The following is a 14,637-nucleotide window of genomic DNA, read 5'->3' as shown; positions in this document are numbered from 1 at the left end:
GCCGGGCTTTTTGTTGGAGAAGGACTACTGAAACGCCGTTTCCGCAAAGCTGCGCAATTTGCGCGAGTGCAGGCGTTCGGCCGGCTCGTCCCGCAGGATCTCCATCGCCCTCAGGCCGATCTGCAAATGCCGGTTGACCTGGGTGCGGTAGAAATCGGACGCCATGCCCGGCAGCTTCAACTCGCCGTGCAGGGGCTTGTCGGAAACGCACAGCAACGTGCCGTAGGGAACGCGGAAGCGGAAGCCGTTGGCCGCGATGGTAGCGCTCTCCATGTCCAGCGCCACGGCGCGCGACTGGCTCAGCCGCCGGGTGATCTCGGTCTGGTCGAGCAGTTCCCAGTTGCGGTTGTCGAAAGTGGCGACCGTGCCGGTGCGCATGATCTTCTTGGTTTCGACACCCTCGGTCTGGGTGATTTCATGCACCGCCTGCTCAAGCGCCACCTGCACCTCGGCGAGGGCCGGAATGGGCACGGAAAGCGGCAGGTCGGCATCCAGCACATGATCCTCGCGCACATAGGCATGCGCCAGCACGTAGTCGCCCAAATCCTGGCTGTTGCGAAGGCCGGCGCAGTGGCCCAGCATGATCCAGGCATGGGGCCGCAGCACCGCGATGTGGTCGGTGATGGTTTTGGCGTTGGCCGGCCCGACGCCGATATTGACCATGGTGATGCCGCGGCCACGGTCGGCTATCAGGTGATAGGCCGGCATCTGGGGGCTGCGGGGCGGCGGGGTGCCGGTGACGCCGCCGCCGGTCAGCGCGTTGTCGGTGGCGACGTTCCCCGGCTCGACGAAGCGCCGGTAATGGGGATGCTTCTCGGCCATCCAGGCCTTGGCCACGCGGCAGAACTCGTCGATATAGAACTGGTAATTGGTGAAGATCACGAAGTTCTGGAAATGCTCGGCATCGGTGCCGGTGTAATGGGTCAGCCGGAACAGCGAATAATCCACACGCGGCGCCGTGAAGGCCGAAAGCGGATAGGGCCCGCCGCGCGGCGGCACATAGGTGCCATTGGCGATCTCGTCGTCGGTATTGGCGAGGTCGGGGGCATCGAACACGTCACGTAGCGGCACTTCCAGCGCATGGATCGCCGCGCCGTCCAGATGCTCGTGGGGATTGAGGGCGAAATGCAGGGGGATGGGCGTGTCCGATTCCCCGATATCGATGGTTCCGCCGTGATTGTGCAGCAGCACGGTGAACTGTTCCTGCAGGTAGTTCCGGAACAGATCGGGCGCCGTCACCGTGGTGCGGTAGAGACCGGGCGTGTGCAGATAGCCGTAGGGCAGGGTGCTCTCATGCTTGGAGTAGCTGGTGGAGCGCACCTCGACCTGCGGATAACAGGCCCGCACCCGCCCGGGAGGCACGATGCCCCTGGCCAGTCCATCGAGATGGCCGCGGATGAAATCGCAATTGCGGTGATAGATTCGGGCGATATGGGCCCAGGCCTCCTCCGGCTCGGTGAAAGATTGCTTCTCGAGGCGCGGGGGGCTCAGTACGGTCATGCTGTTCCTCGTGATGCCGGCCGCGCAACAGCCCGGACCGGGCGGGAATCGTATCGTTCTTCGCCTTCACTATAGGGACCGCATGACGGCTTCTCAACGCGCCGCCATCGCACTTCATCGAGCCTTCACAGTTCGGTGACCCGCTCTTTTCTCGCCGCAATTGACGCCCATCTTCAGGGCAGTTCATCGGCGACGCAAGCGACCCATGCAACCGGTGAGCGGGAGGCGGTTCCCCGCTTGTCCCCCAAGCCCTCAACAGCGCGGCGGACCGCACTCCCATAGGGGCCGCCCGGCAGAGATGCCGCGGCGGCCCCTATGCTTTTGGGGAGCCGGCCTATCGGGCGCCGGTGTAGTCCAATACGGTTTCGGGGTTTATCTCCCCGTCATAGCTGGCATCGACATCATATTTCACCAGGATGAAATTGCCCTCGCGGAACTCCCAGGTTCCCGAAGCACTGGCATCGCCCAGGCCGCGCCATCTGGACCAAGACACTAGCCTTCCCGTGTCGGGATCGAAATCGGAATTGACCAGCGTAGTGGTCGCGATCATGCCGGTGAGGGTGATAGCCTCCACCGCTCCCTCGTAATCGTCGTTTTCATATTGAACGTCGTAGTCGGGCTCGGCCAGTGCCAGTGGCCGCAAGCCCTCGAACTCGGTCCGGACATAGTAATTGTGGGTAACGTTATAGGCACCCGACATGCAATAGAGCCGCACCAGATCGACGGATTCCTCGGGCGCCTCGTCGCTCCAGCTCGGCTGGTAGGTCAGCGTCCAACTGGTAAAATCGTCCTCGGGCGCGAAGCCCTCGCCCGGCTCGTCGCACCAGTCCCCGCCCGCCAGGGCATGCAGTTGGCGGGCCCGCTCCTCCAGCGAAGTTTCCTGAGCCAGCGCCGGGGTTGCCAGCAAAAGCGCGGCGAACGGCAGGCAAAGCAATGGACGGATCATCACGCATCCCTTATGTCGAAGCCAAACGCGGGGGCCTCGCCTCCCGCGTCTCCATTCAAGCAGATCGGGGCCGACATGACCGCAAAAATCATCGACGGGAAACGCTTTGCCGAGGATCTGCGCCGCCGTATCGGGGGTCATGTCGCGCGGCTCAAGGCGGAGCACGGTGTCACGCCGGGCCTCGCCGTGGTCATCGTCGGCGAGGACCCGGCCAGCCAGGTCTATGTGGCGAGCAAGGCCAAGCAGACCGCCGAAGTGGGGATGAATTCCTACAAGCACGAACTGCCCGAGGATACGTCCGAGGCCGCGTTGCTAGCCCTGGTGGAGCAGCTCAATGCCGACCCCGCCGTGCATGGCATATTGGTGCAATTGCCACTGCCGGACCATATCGATCCCAACAAGGTCATCGAGGCCATCGATCCGGCCAAGGACGTTGACTGCTTCACCCCCGCCAATGTGGGCAAGGTGCAGATCGGGTTGCCCGGCCCGGTCTCGTGCACGCCGCTGGGCTGCCTGATGTTGCTGCGCGACGAGTTGGGCTCGCTCGAGGGCAAGAACGCCGTCATCGTCGGCCGCTCCAACCTCGTGGGTAAGCCGATGATGCAGCTTCTGCTGCGCGACAACTGCACCGTCACCGTGGCCCATTCCCGCACGCGCGACCTCGCCGAGGTGGTACGCCGGGCCGATATCGTCGTCGCCGCCGTGGGGCGGCCGCAGATGATCAAGGGCGACTGGATCAAGCCGGGCGCCGTGGTCATCGATGTCGGCATCAACCGCGTCCCCGCCCCGGAAAAGGGCGAGGGCAAGACGCGGCTCGTCGGGGATGTCGATTATGCGGGCGCGGCGGAAGTGGCTGCAGCCATCACCCCGGTGCCGGGCGGCGTCGGCCCCATGACCATCGCCTGCCTGCTGGCCAACACGATCACCACGGCCTCGCTGATCAACGGCCTCGAACCCCCGGGCGACCTCACGGCATGACCATCGAGGCCCACGATCCGGGCGGCAAGGTGCGGCTGCGTCTCGCCCCGGGCGTCCATGGCGACGTGGTGATGAGCGCGGACGGCCGCCACCGCCAGCTCATGCGCCGCTGGCTCGGAGACGCCTTTCCCCAGCGCTACATCATGTTCATCGGCATGAACCCCTCAACCGCCGACGCCAATGTCGACGATCCCACCTGTGCCCGCGAATGGAGCTTCGCCCGGCGCGAGGGTTTTTCGGGCATGGCCAAATGCAATGTTGGCGATTATCGCGCCACCGACCCCAAAATGCTGGTGCAGCCGGGCGTGGTGGCGGTGTCCGAGGCCAATATCCCCACGATCCGCCGGGTCGCGCGCGGGGCGGGGCAGGTGGTCCTCTGCCATGGTAAGCTCAACCGGGCGCTGGCCCCGGCTGGCCGCGCCATCGTCGAAGCGCTGCGCGAGGACGGCATCGAACTCTGGTGCTTCGGCACCAATGCCGACGGCTCGCCCAAGCATCCACTTTACCTGCGGGCGGATACGCCACTGGTCCGGTTCTAGGGGGCGGAGGAATATCCAGCCAGATGGAATTTCCGCGCCACGGTGTGATCGCGCAGCGCTTGGGCGGGCAGTTTTCCGGTCAGGGCCAGGACCACCTGATGCGGATCGGCGACGGCGCTGGCGTCGACCACGACGCGCGTGAAAGGCGGCCGCAGGCCGCGGCGCCGTTCCTCGAGAAGATTATGCAGCAGCGCCCGCACATCGGTCTGCGCCGCACAGGCGATGCACACCTCGCCATCGGCATGGCCATGGCCCGAATTGGCCGGCAGCCGGATCAGCGCCGTATCGGGATCGAGCGGCACGAACTGGCCGGGCGCGGTGAGGAGAGTGACGGGGATGACGACCTCGCTCATGCCGCGGCCACCGTGCCCGGCATGTAGTTGAGGATGGGGCCGAGCCAGCGCTCGACGTCCTCCACTGCCATGCCCTTGCGCTGCGCGTAGTCGAGCACCTGGTCGCGCTCCACCTTGGCGACGCCGAAATAATAGGCGTCGGGATGGGAGAAATAGAGACCGGAGACCGAGGACCCGGGCCACATGGCATAGCTCTCGGTGAGGGTGACACCCACGGTGTTCTCGGCGTCGAGCAGGCGGAACAAAGTGGTCTTTTCCGTATGATCGGGCTGGGCCGGGTAGCCGGGGGCGGGGCGGATGCCGCGATATTTCTCGAGAATGATCTCGTCGGGCGCCAGATCCTCGTCGGGGGCGTATCCCCAGAGCTCGCGGCGCACCTTGAGGTGCATGAATTCGGCCAGGGTCTCGGCATAGCGATCGGCCAGCGCCTTGACGAGGATGGAGGAATAATCGTCGTTGGCGCGCTCGAAGCGCTCGGCAATGGCCACTTCCTCGATGCCCGCCGTCACCACGAAGCCGCCCAGATAATCGGGCTTGCCGCTTTCGAGCGGGGCGACGAAGTCGCTCAGCGCCATGTTGGGCTTGCCGTCGCGCTTGGTCAGCTGCTGGCGCAGCGTATAGAAGGTCGCCAGCTCCTCCTTCCGGTCCTCGCCGGTGAACAGCCGCACATCGTCACCCACCGCATTGGCCGGCCAGAAGCCGAGCACGGCCTTGGGCCTGAACCATTTTTCCTCGATGATCCGGGCCAGCATCTTCCTGGCGTCGGCCCAGAGCGCCCGCGCCGCCTCGCCCTGCCGCTCGTCCTCGAGAATGGCCGGATACCGGCCCTTGAGCTCCCAGGTCTGGAAGAAGGGCGTCCAGTCGATATAGGCGGACAGTTCCTCCAGGTCGAAATCGTCGAAGCTGCGCAGGCCGAAAAAGCCTGGCCGGGGCGGCGTATAGGCGTCCCAATCGGGGCGGAAAGCGTTTTCGCGCGCCGCCGGCAGCGGCAGACGCTTCTTTTCCGCCTCGGCCCGCTCATGCGCGGCAGCGGCTCGGGCATATTCAGCGCGCACCTGCTCAATGAAGCCGGGCTTGGCCTCGGCCGACAACAGGTTCGAGACCACGCCCACGGCGCGGCTGGCGTCGTTGACATGCACCGCCTGGCCACGGGCATAGCGCGGATGGATCTTCACCGCCGTGTGCACGCGGCTGGTGGTGGCCCCGCCAATGAGCAGGGGAATATCGAAGCCTTCGCGCTCCATCTCGGCGGCGACGTGCACCATTTCGTCCAGCGACGGGGTGATGAGGCCCGAAAGTCCGATGATATCGACCTTCTCCTGCCGCGCCGTCTCGAGGATCTTCTGCGGCGGCACCATGACGCCCAGATCGACGATCTCGTAATTGTTGCAGGCCAGCACGACCCCCACGATATTCTTGCCGATATCGTGCACGTCGCCCTTCACCGTCGCCATCAGCACCTTGCCGGCGCTCTGGCGCTCGACGGCCCCGGTCAGGGCCTTTTCTTCCTCCATATAGGGCAGGAGATAGGCCACGGCCTGCTTCATCACCCGGGCGCTCTTGACCACCTGCGGCAGGAACATCTTGCCCGAACCGAACAGGTCGCCCACCACGTTCATGCCGGCCATCAAGGGGCCCTCGATGACGTGCAGCGGGCGCTCGGCCTGTTGCCTGGCCTCCTCGGTATCGGCCTCGATGAATTCGGTGATGCCGTTGACCAACGCATGGGTGATGCGCTCGTTGACCGGCATTTCGCGCCAGCTATCGTCTCTCGCCTTGCCGGCACCGCCGCCCTGGCCCCTATAGCGCTCGGCAATGTCCAGCATGCGGTCGGTGGAATCGGCGCGCCGGTTGAGGATCACGTCCTCGCAGGCGTCGCGCAGCTCCTTGTCGATGGTCTCGTAAACGGCCAACTGCCCGGCATTGACGATGCCCATGTCCATGCCCGCCTGGATGGCATAGTAGAGGAACACCGCATGCATGGCCTCGCGCACCGGCTCATTGCCGCGGAACGAGAAGGAAAGATTGGAGATACCGCCCGAAATATGCACATGGGGCAGCGTCCGGATGATCTCCCGCGTCGCCTCGATGAAATCGACGCCGTAATTGTTGTGTTCCTCGATGCCGGTGGCGATGGCGAACACGTTGGGGTCGAAAATGATGTCCTCGGGGGGGAGGCCGACCACTTCGGTGAGAATCTTGTAGGCGCGCGTACAGATCTCGACCTTGCGCTCCATAGTGTCGGCCTGCCCGGTCTCATCGAACGCCATCACCACCACGGCGGCGCCGTATGAGCGCACCAGCCGGGCTTGTCGGATGAAGGCTTCCTCGCCTTCCTTGAGCGAGATGGAATTGACCAGCGCCTTGCCTTGCACGCATTTCAGCCCGGCCTCGATCACCTCCCATTTGGAGGAGTCGATCATCAGCGGCACCTTGGCGATATCGGGCTCGGCGGCCAGCAGGTTGAGGAAGTCGATCATCACCTGCTTGCTGTCGATCAGGCCCTCATCCATGTTGATGTCGATGATCTGGGCGCCATTGGCTACCTGGTCGCGCGCCACGTCGAGCGCGGCGGTGTAGTCGCCGGCGGTGATCAGCTTGCGGAAGCGGGCCGAGCCGGTGACGTTAGTGCGCTCGCCCACATTGACGAAGGGAATGTCCTTGGTCAGCGTGAAGGCTTCCAGCCCGGAGAGCCGCAGCCGGCGCTCGGCATGGGGAACTTTGCGCGGCGAATATTGCCGCACGGTCTCGGCGATCGCCCTGATGTGATCTGGGGTCGAGCCGCAGCACCCGCCCACGATATTGAGCAGCCCGTCGCTGGCGAAGGTCTGCAACTGCGCCGCCATCTGTTCGGGCGTCTCGTCATAGGCGCCCATCTCATTGGGCAGGCCGGCATTGGGATAGGCGCAGATGAAGGTGTCGGCCACCGCCGCAAGCTCGGAGATGTGGTCGCGCATCAGATCGGCGCCGAGGGCGCAGTTGAGCCCGATGGTCAGCGGATTGGCATGACGGACCGAATACCAGAAGGCCGTGGGCGTCTGGCCCGAGAGGGTGCGCCCCGAAAGGTCGGTGATGGTGCCCGAGAGCATGATCGGCACGTCGATGCCGCGCTCATCGAACAGGCGGCGGGCGGCGAAAATGCCGGCCTTGGTGTTGAGCGTGTCGGTGATGGTCTCGAACAGCAAGAGGTCCGCGCCGGCGTCGATCAGCCCGCGCAAGGCCTCGCCATAGGCCGCCACCAGCTGGTCGAAGGTGATGGAACGATGGCCGGGATTGGTCACGTCGGTGGACATGGAGGAGGTCTTGGTGGTCGGCCCCAGCGCTCCGGCGACGAATCGCCTCCGGCCGTCCTCGGCCTGGGCCCGCAGCGCAGCCCGGCGCGCTACCATCACTCCCTGATAATTGATGTCATAGACCGCGCTTTCGCAGGCATAGTCGGCCTGCGCCACCGAAGTGGCCGAAAACGTATTGGTCTCGACGATATCGGCACCGGCCTTGAAATAGGCGTAGTGGATATCCTCGATCATCTGCGGCTCGGTGAGCACCAACAGGTCGTTATTGCCCTTGAGCGGCACCGACCAGTCCTTGAACCGCTCGCCGCGAAAATTCTCTTCGGCAAGCCCCAGCCGCTGGATCATCGTTCCCATGGCGCCGTCGAGGATCAGGATGCGCTCCCGCATGGCGCTCGCCAAGGCGGAACGCACCTCCTTCCAGTCGGGCAGGACGGGATCGTCGATCGGGGCGGGGGAGGGGCTCATCTGCCGTCCTCTCTTTCTGGATTGATGGCGCGTACGGGCGCTTGAGGCATCACATAAAGATATCTTTATATCAGTCAAGGTCCAAGCATGACCGGCGAATGGCGCATTTCAATGAAAATGCCACCCACGATGCTAACGCGCCGTTGATCTTAACCGCTCCTAAACCAGAAAATTGTTCCTTTATGTGAAGACGCGCCGGGGAAGGTTATCTTTCCGCGCGAGAGTTCCGTCGAGTAGAGTATTGCGTACCGTGACGACCACCTGGCGCAGCGCCGTCCGAGCCGCGGCCCTGGCCGCCCTGATCGCCCCGATGATCGCCGCCTGCGCCACGGGTGGCGTGGGACCCACGGTAAAACGTGCCGCCTTCACCTCCAAGGAATATGGCGTCGCCGTCTCGCCACGCGTCACCAGCAATCCGAACCCGCCCAAGGGCGGCGGGCGCTACCAGGTTGGGCAGCCCTATACGGTGCGCGGCAAAACCTATGTGCCGCAGCACGATCCAAGCTATTCCGCCTCCGGGACAGCGTCGTGGTATGGCGCCGATTTCCATGGCCGCCGCACCGCCAATGGCGAAATCTTCTCCGCCAATGCCATCACCGCCGCCCATCCGACCTTGCCGCTGCCGTCCTATGTCCGTGTCACCAATCAGGACAACGGCCGCTCGGTGGTGGTTCGCGTGAACGATCGCGGCCCCTATGTGTCCGGCCGCATCATCGACCTGTCCCATCGCGCTGCCTCGATGCTGGGTTATGTCAACAAGGGTTCGGCCAATGTGCAGGTCGAATATGTCGGGCAGGCCCCGCTCGAGGGCGACGACACCAGAATGCTGGTGGCAAGCTATAGCGGCCCGGCCAATTACGACAGCGGGCCCATCCGCGTGGCGAGCGCGTCGGAGGGCGGCCAGAGCGGCCGCAGCCTCGTCGGCATGACCACCAATTTCTTCAATGGTTTGTTCTCATATGCGGATGCGTCGCCGCAACAGGCCGACGCCGCAATCGGCAGCGCCCATGCCGCCGTCAACGCCATGGCCGCTGGCACCGAACTGGCCGATTGGGCCGCCTCGGTGGATGCGGATGCAAGAGCGGTCCGCATCGGGCTGGGCGTCTACGCCGACCCGCAAAACGCCGCGCGGCTGGCGCAGCAATTCGCCCTGCTGGGCGCCGTCTCCGAAGAAGCCGTGGCGCTTACCGGCGGACCGGCCACCAGGCTCACGCTGACGCGGCTCAAGCCCGGCGTCAGCCGGCAGGACGCGCTCGACATGGCCCGGGAACTTGGCCTCGCCGACATAATTCTCTATTAATTTGCGGGTCCGGGGCGACGCATGGCTCGGCCCGAAACGCAAGGGAAACGGCTCGTGAGACTGCTGATCGCCATTGCCGCCTGCCTCGCCCTGGCGATGCCTGCGGCGGCTCAGGTGGAATTCGACACCAAGGCCAAATTCGCGGTGCTGATGGACTACGAATCCGGCACGGTGATCTTCCAGAAGGACGCCGACGGCCGGCTGGAGCCGGCCAGCATGGCCAAGCTGATGACGCTCGCGGTGGTCTTCAACGAGATCAGGGCAGGGCGGGTCGGCATGGACGACGAGTTCTTCGTTTCCGAACATGCCTGGCGCACCGGTGGGGCGGCGTCGGGGGGCTCGACCATGTTCGCCGAGCTCAACTCCAAGGTCCGCGTGGAAGATCTCATCCGCTCGGTGGTCATCCAGTCCGGCAATGATGCGGCCATCGTGCTGGCAGAGGGGATCGCCGGCTCGGAGGGGACCTTCGCCCTGATGATGAACGAGATGGCGCAGGATATCGGCCTGACCGAGTCGCACTTCACCAATCCCACCGGCCTGCCGGACCCGGCCATGTATTCGAGCGCCCGCGACCTCGCCGATCTGGGCCGCTACCTGATCCGGGAATTCCCCGAATATTACCATTATTTTTCCGAGCCGGACATGGAATGGAACGGCATAAGGCAGTCCAACCGGAACTCGCTGGTGGAAATGGGCATCGGCGTGGACGGCCTCAAGACGGGGCATACCGAGGCTGCCGGCTACGGATCGGTGGTCTCGACAGAAGAAGGCGGGCGACGCCTGGTCGCGGTGGTGCACGGGCTCGGCTCCATGCGCGAGCGGGCGGAAGAAGGGCGCAAGCTCCTGACCTGGGGCGCCAGGGCCTTCGAGCGTTTCACGCCCTATCCCGAGGGCACGATCGTGGCCTATGCCGACGTCTATGGCGGAGAAATTCCCAGCGTCGGGCTAGTGGGGGACGGCGAGATCGCGCTTTACCTGCCGCGCGGATCGCGCCAGTGCCTCTCGGCCACGGTCAACTATAACGGACCGCTCTTGCCTCCGGTTCACCAAGGAGACAAGGTGGCCGAACTGCGAGTCTACTGCAACGACCAGCTCGTGCAAACCGCGCCCCTGCATGCCGCGCAAAGCGTACGGCAGGGCGATTTGCTGCGCCGGGCCACCGACGCGCTCAAGCAGCTTGCCCTCGGCTGGCTCTGACCGGCTCTTTCGGATACGATCTCGACCATGCTCGAAGCGCCCCCTCGACGTCCCGCCCGCTTCATAACCTTTGAAGGGGGCGAAGGCGTCGGCAAATCCACGCAGGTGCGGCGCCTTCTCGGCAATCTGGCGAAGCATGGCATCGATGCGGTGCGCACGCGCGAACCCGGGGGAACGCCGAAGGCCGAGGCCATCCGCTCCTTCATCCTGCAGGGGCGCTCCGAAGCCTGGGGCGCCGGCGCCGAGGCGGTGCTGTTCGCCGCCGCCCGGCTCGATCACGTCAGCCAGCTTATCGGGCCGAACCTGGACAAGGGCACCTGGGTGCTTTCCGACCGGTTCTGCGATTCCACCCGCGCCTATCAGGGCCTGACCGGCGGGGTGGACGACCGGCTGATCGACGCGCTGGAAAACCTGGCGCTGGACGGGCATGCGCCCGATCTCACCATCATGCTCGACATGGACCCCGAAACCGCATTCCGCCGCGTCGAACAGCGTGCCGTCGAGGATGGGCTGCAACTCACTGGGGACCGGTTCGAAAAGGAGGAGCTCGACTGGCACCGGCGGCTACGGCAGAATTTCCTCGACATCGCCCGCAACAATCCGGAGCGCTGCGTGGTGATCACCGCCGAACAGCCCGAGGAGGCACTGGAAGCGGCGATCTGGGATGTTGTCGCCACGCGCTTCCCCGAATTGCAGGGCAGGGCGGAGGCATGAGCGATCCTTCCGCACTCGAGGGCCTGCAACTGCCTGAACAGCGGCAGCAGGCGAAGGGCCATGACGCCGCGCGGGCTGCCATATCGGCCCAGCTCGCCGAACGCCGCCTGCCCGGAGCCATCCTGCTACACGGCCCGCAAGGCATCGGCAAGGCGACGCTGGCGTTCGAGTTGGCCGCGGCCATATTGACGGCGACGGGCGACGAGGAGTTCGGGCGGGTGCGCGAGCAGGTGGCCGCGCTGTCTCATCCCAATCTATCGGTGCTGCGCCGCCGGCCCAGGGACGGCAAGGGCTATTATTCGGTCATCCGCATCGAGGACGTGCGCGCGCTGCGCGAGGCGCTCAACCATACCCGCGGCCGGGCGGGGCACCGCATCGCCATTCTGGACAGTATCGACGAGTGCAATCCGTCCTCGGCCAACGCGCTGCTGAAGACGCTGGAAGAGCCGCCGGCCGATACGACGTTCTTCCTCATCTCGCACCGGCCGGGGCAATTGCTGCCCACGATCCGGTCGCGCTGCCATAATCTGGCGTTGCGGCCGCTCGACGACGCATCGCTGGAAGCGGTGATTTCGGCCAGCCTGCCCGAACTCGATATCGGAGCGCGGCAGCGCGCGGTGCAACTGGCCGGAGGGCGACCGCGCCGGGCCTTCGAAACCCTTGCCCTCGCGGAGGATTCGCCGGTCGGGGCACTGCAGGCCTGGCTGCGCCAGCCGGAGGAGGCGCCCATTGCCGCCGGCCTGCAACTGGCCGAGGCACTTGGGAGCAACCCGCAGGGACCGGACATGTCCTTTGCCCGCGAGATAATCGGGGACTGGCTGGCCGGCGAAATGCGCGACGCGGCCATGCAGCAGGGCGGCCGCCTGCGACTTGCCTCGGCTTCCGAGCTATGGGAGAAGGCACACGCGCTTCTGGACGAAGCCGATAGCGTCAATCTCGACATGAAGCAGACCCTGACCGTCATCTTCGACGCCATCCGGAAGCACCGCGCCCTATCCGCCAGCCCCGCCGAGCCAGCATGACCGCCAAGCCATTTTACGTCACGACCGCGATTTCCTACCCCAATGGCGCGCCCCATATCGGCCACGCCTATGAGATGATCGCCACCGATGCCATCGCGCGCTGGAAGCGGCTGGAGGGCCGCGAGGTCTATTTCCTCACCGGCACCGACGAGCACGGCATCAAGATGGCGCAGACCGCGACGAAGGAAGGCATTCCGGTGCGTGAGCTGGCCGACCGCAATGCCGGCGAATTCCAGAGGCTGGCCCAGGTGCTGAACCTTTCGAATGACGATTTCATTCGCACCACCGAGCCGCGCCATCACCGAGCCTCGCAGGCGATCTGGAAGAAGATGGCGGAAAACCCCGACGGCGACATTTTCCAGTCCACCTATAAGGGCTGGTATTCGGTGCGGGACGAAGCCTATTTCGACGCGGGTGAGCTCACTGAAAAGGACGGCAAGCATTATGCACCCTCGGGCGCCGAGGTGGAATGGGTCGAGGAGCCGGGTTATTTTTTCCGCCTATCGGCCTATCAGCAGAAGCTGCTCGATCTTTATGAAGCCAATCCCGATTTCATCGCTCCCAAGGAGCGGCGCAACGAGGTCATCTCCTTCGTCAGGAGCGGGCTGCAGGACCTGTCTATCAGCCGCACCACCTTCGACTGGGGCATTCCGGTGCCGGACGCACCCGGCCATGTGATGTATGTATGGGTCGACGCGCTGACCAATTACATCACCGGCCTCGGCTATCCCGATACGGCAAGCGAATTGTTCCGGAAATTCTGGCCGGCGGACCTGCATGTCATCGGCAAGGACATCATTCGTTTCCACACCGTCTACTGGCCCGCCTTCCTGATGAGCGCCGGCCTACCGGTGCAGCATCGCGTCTTCGCCCACGGCTTTCTCACCGTGGAAGGCCAGAAGATGAGCAAGTCGCTGGGCAATGTCATCGATCCGTTTCATCTGGTCGAAACTTTTGGCGCCGACGCGGTACGGTATTTCTTCCTCAGGGAAGTCTCCTTCGGCAATGACGGGGACTACAGCCACGAAAAGCTGGTCAATCGCGTCAACGCGGATCTGGCGAACAATCTGGGCAATCTGGCGCAGCGCTCGCTTTCGATGATCAACAAGAACTGCGAGGGCAGGGTGCCCGAAATCGGGGCGCTGACCGATGCCGACGAGGGGCTCATCGCCGAGGTCGGCCAGGCCCTCGAGGCGGCGCAGAAGGCCATGGACCAGCAATTGGTGCATGAAGCGACCGGGGCGCTGATCGGCGCTCTCTCCTCGGCCAATAATTACTTCGCCGGCCAGGAGCCCTGGGCGCTGAAAAAGACCGATCCGGCGCGGATGGCGAACGTGCTCTACGTAACGGTGGATACCGTTCGGCGCCTCGCCATTCCGATGCTGGCATTCGTCCCCGCATCGGCGGCGCGGCTGCTCGACCAGCTCGGAATTCCCGTAGAGCGGCGGACGCTGGCCGATGCCGGCAAGGTCAACGGGTTGGCATCGGGCGCCGAACTGCCTGCGCCGCAGGGCGTCTTCGCCCGCCTGGAAAAGCCGGCCGAGTGACATGCTGATCGACAGCCATTGCCATCTCGATTTCGAGGCGCTGTCCAGCGATCTGGACGGCGTCATGGCGCGCGCCGCGGCGGCGGGGGTCACCGGAATGATGACGATTTCCACAAGGGTGGAAAACTTTTCCACCTATGCCGGGTTGGCGGAACGTTATGCGAACGTCTGGTGCTCGGTGGGCACGCATCCGCATAATGCACATGAAGAACTACATATAGGAACGGATGAACTCGTCCGGCTAAGTGCCCATTCGCGTTGCGTCGCTATCGGCGAAGCGGGCCTCGACTACTTCTATGACAATTCCCCGCGCGAAGCGCAGGCGACGGGGCTGCGCCGCCATATCGCGGCGGCGCGGATCACCGGTCTTCCACTGGTTATCCACAGCCGCCAGGCCGATGCCGACATGGCAGATATATTGGAGGAGGAAGCCGGGCAGGGGGTTTTCCCCTTCGTCCTGCATTGCTTCACCGGCGGAATGGAACTGGCGCGGCGCGCCCTGGCGCTGGGCGGCTATATCTCGTTTTCCGGGATCATCACCTTCAGGAATGCCGAGGAAATCCGCGAGGTCGCCCGCATCGTCCCGGCCGGGCGCTACCTGATCGAAACCGACGCGCCTTACCTGGCGCCGATCCCGCATCGCGGCCAGCCCAACGAGCCTAGCTATGTACGGCATACAGCGGAGAAGCTGGCCGAGATCCGCGGCATATCGCTCGAACAGGTCGGCGCCGAATCCACGGTCAATTTCGGACGGCTGTTTTCCAAGACCGGCCTGGGCTGATC

General features: G+C 64.7%; 12 protein-coding genes. 8 read left to right on the top strand and 4 right to left on the bottom strand.

Annotated features, from left to right (window positions below):
* Positions 1 to 24: 24 nt before the first annotated feature.
* The gene (locus ACFOOL_RS14370) at positions 25 to 1,500 is read right to left on the bottom strand and encodes an AMP nucleosidase (protein ID WP_380097928.1); all 1,476 of its coding nucleotides are present in this window, start codon (positions 1,498 to 1,500) and stop codon (positions 25 to 27) included.
* 334 nt (positions 1,501 to 1,834) lie between these two features.
* Entirely contained in the window at positions 1,835 to 2,446 is a 612-nt protein-coding gene (locus ACFOOL_RS14365; protein ID WP_380097927.1) for a DUF1176 domain-containing protein, read from the bottom strand.
* A gap of 75 nt (positions 2,447 to 2,521) precedes the next feature.
* Between ACFOOL_RS14365 and folD the strand changes: the two genes are divergently transcribed.
* On the top strand, positions 2,522 to 3,424 hold the full coding sequence (folD, locus tag ACFOOL_RS14360; protein WP_380097926.1) for a bifunctional methylenetetrahydrofolate dehydrogenase/methenyltetrahydrofolate cyclohydrolase FolD: 903 nt from the start codon (positions 2,522 to 2,524) through the stop codon (positions 3,422 to 3,424).
* Complete coding sequence (locus ACFOOL_RS14355; RefSeq protein ID WP_380097925.1) at positions 3,421 to 3,963, top strand: DUF1643 domain-containing protein; 543 nt, start codon at positions 3,421 to 3,423, stop codon at positions 3,961 to 3,963. Before folD ends, ACFOOL_RS14355 begins: the two co-directional genes overlap by 4 nt.
* Here the strand turns inward: ACFOOL_RS14355 and ACFOOL_RS14350 are convergent.
* Entirely contained in the window at positions 3,960 to 4,316 is a 357-nt protein-coding gene (locus ACFOOL_RS14350) for a hypothetical protein (protein ID WP_380097924.1), read from the bottom strand. The genes ACFOOL_RS14355 and ACFOOL_RS14350 overlap by 4 nt on opposite strands.
* The gene (gene metH, locus ACFOOL_RS14345) at positions 4,313 to 8,074 is read right to left on the bottom strand and encodes a methionine synthase (protein ID WP_380097922.1); all 3,762 of its coding nucleotides are present in this window, start codon (positions 8,072 to 8,074) and stop codon (positions 4,313 to 4,315) included. The genes ACFOOL_RS14350 and metH overlap by 4 nt, the downstream gene beginning before the upstream one ends.
* A 250-nt stretch (positions 8,075 to 8,324) precedes the next feature.
* Here metH and ACFOOL_RS14340 point away from each other — a divergent pair, with 250 nt between their 5' ends.
* Genes ACFOOL_RS14340 through ACFOOL_RS14315 form a run of 6 tightly spaced genes read left to right on the top strand, consistent with a single transcriptional unit; the run spans position 8,325 to position 14,635 of the window.
* Entirely contained in the window at positions 8,325 to 9,374 is a 1,050-nt protein-coding gene (locus tag ACFOOL_RS14340; RefSeq protein ID WP_380097920.1) for a septal ring lytic transglycosylase RlpA family protein, read from the top strand.
* Between the two features lie 54 nt (positions 9,375 to 9,428).
* A complete protein-coding gene (locus tag ACFOOL_RS14335) occupies positions 9,429 to 10,571 on the top strand; it encodes a D-alanyl-D-alanine carboxypeptidase family protein (protein ID WP_380097918.1) in 1,143 nt (380 codons plus the stop codon).
* A 27-nt stretch (positions 10,572 to 10,598) separates the two neighbouring features.
* Positions 10,599 to 11,285, top strand: a complete 687-nt coding sequence (gene tmk, locus ACFOOL_RS14330; protein ID WP_380097917.1) for a dTMP kinase — start codon at positions 10,599 to 10,601, stop codon at positions 11,283 to 11,285.
* Positions 11,282 to 12,307 carry an AAA family ATPase gene (locus ACFOOL_RS14325; RefSeq protein ID WP_380097916.1) on the top strand — a complete coding sequence of 342 codons (1,026 nt, stop codon included), beginning with the start codon at positions 11,282 to 11,284 and terminating at the stop codon, positions 12,305 to 12,307. Before tmk ends, ACFOOL_RS14325 begins: the two co-directional genes overlap by 4 nt.
* A complete protein-coding gene (metG, locus tag ACFOOL_RS14320) occupies positions 12,304 to 13,854 on the top strand; it encodes a methionine--tRNA ligase (RefSeq protein WP_380097915.1) in 1,551 nt (516 codons plus the stop codon). Before ACFOOL_RS14325 ends, metG begins: the two co-directional genes overlap by 4 nt.
* 1 nt (position 13,855) lies before the next feature.
* Complete coding sequence (locus ACFOOL_RS14315; protein WP_380097914.1) at positions 13,856 to 14,635, top strand: TatD family hydrolase; 780 nt, start codon at positions 13,856 to 13,858, stop codon at positions 14,633 to 14,635.
* Positions 14,636 to 14,637 lie beyond the last annotated feature (2 nt).

This window comes from Devosia honganensis (assembly GCF_042648785.1).
Classification (GTDB): domain Bacteria; phylum Pseudomonadota; class Alphaproteobacteria; order Rhizobiales; family Devosiaceae; genus Devosia; species Devosia honganensis.
The sequence above is the reverse complement of the archived record's forward strand: the minus strand, read 5'-3'. Positions and strand labels throughout refer to the sequence as shown.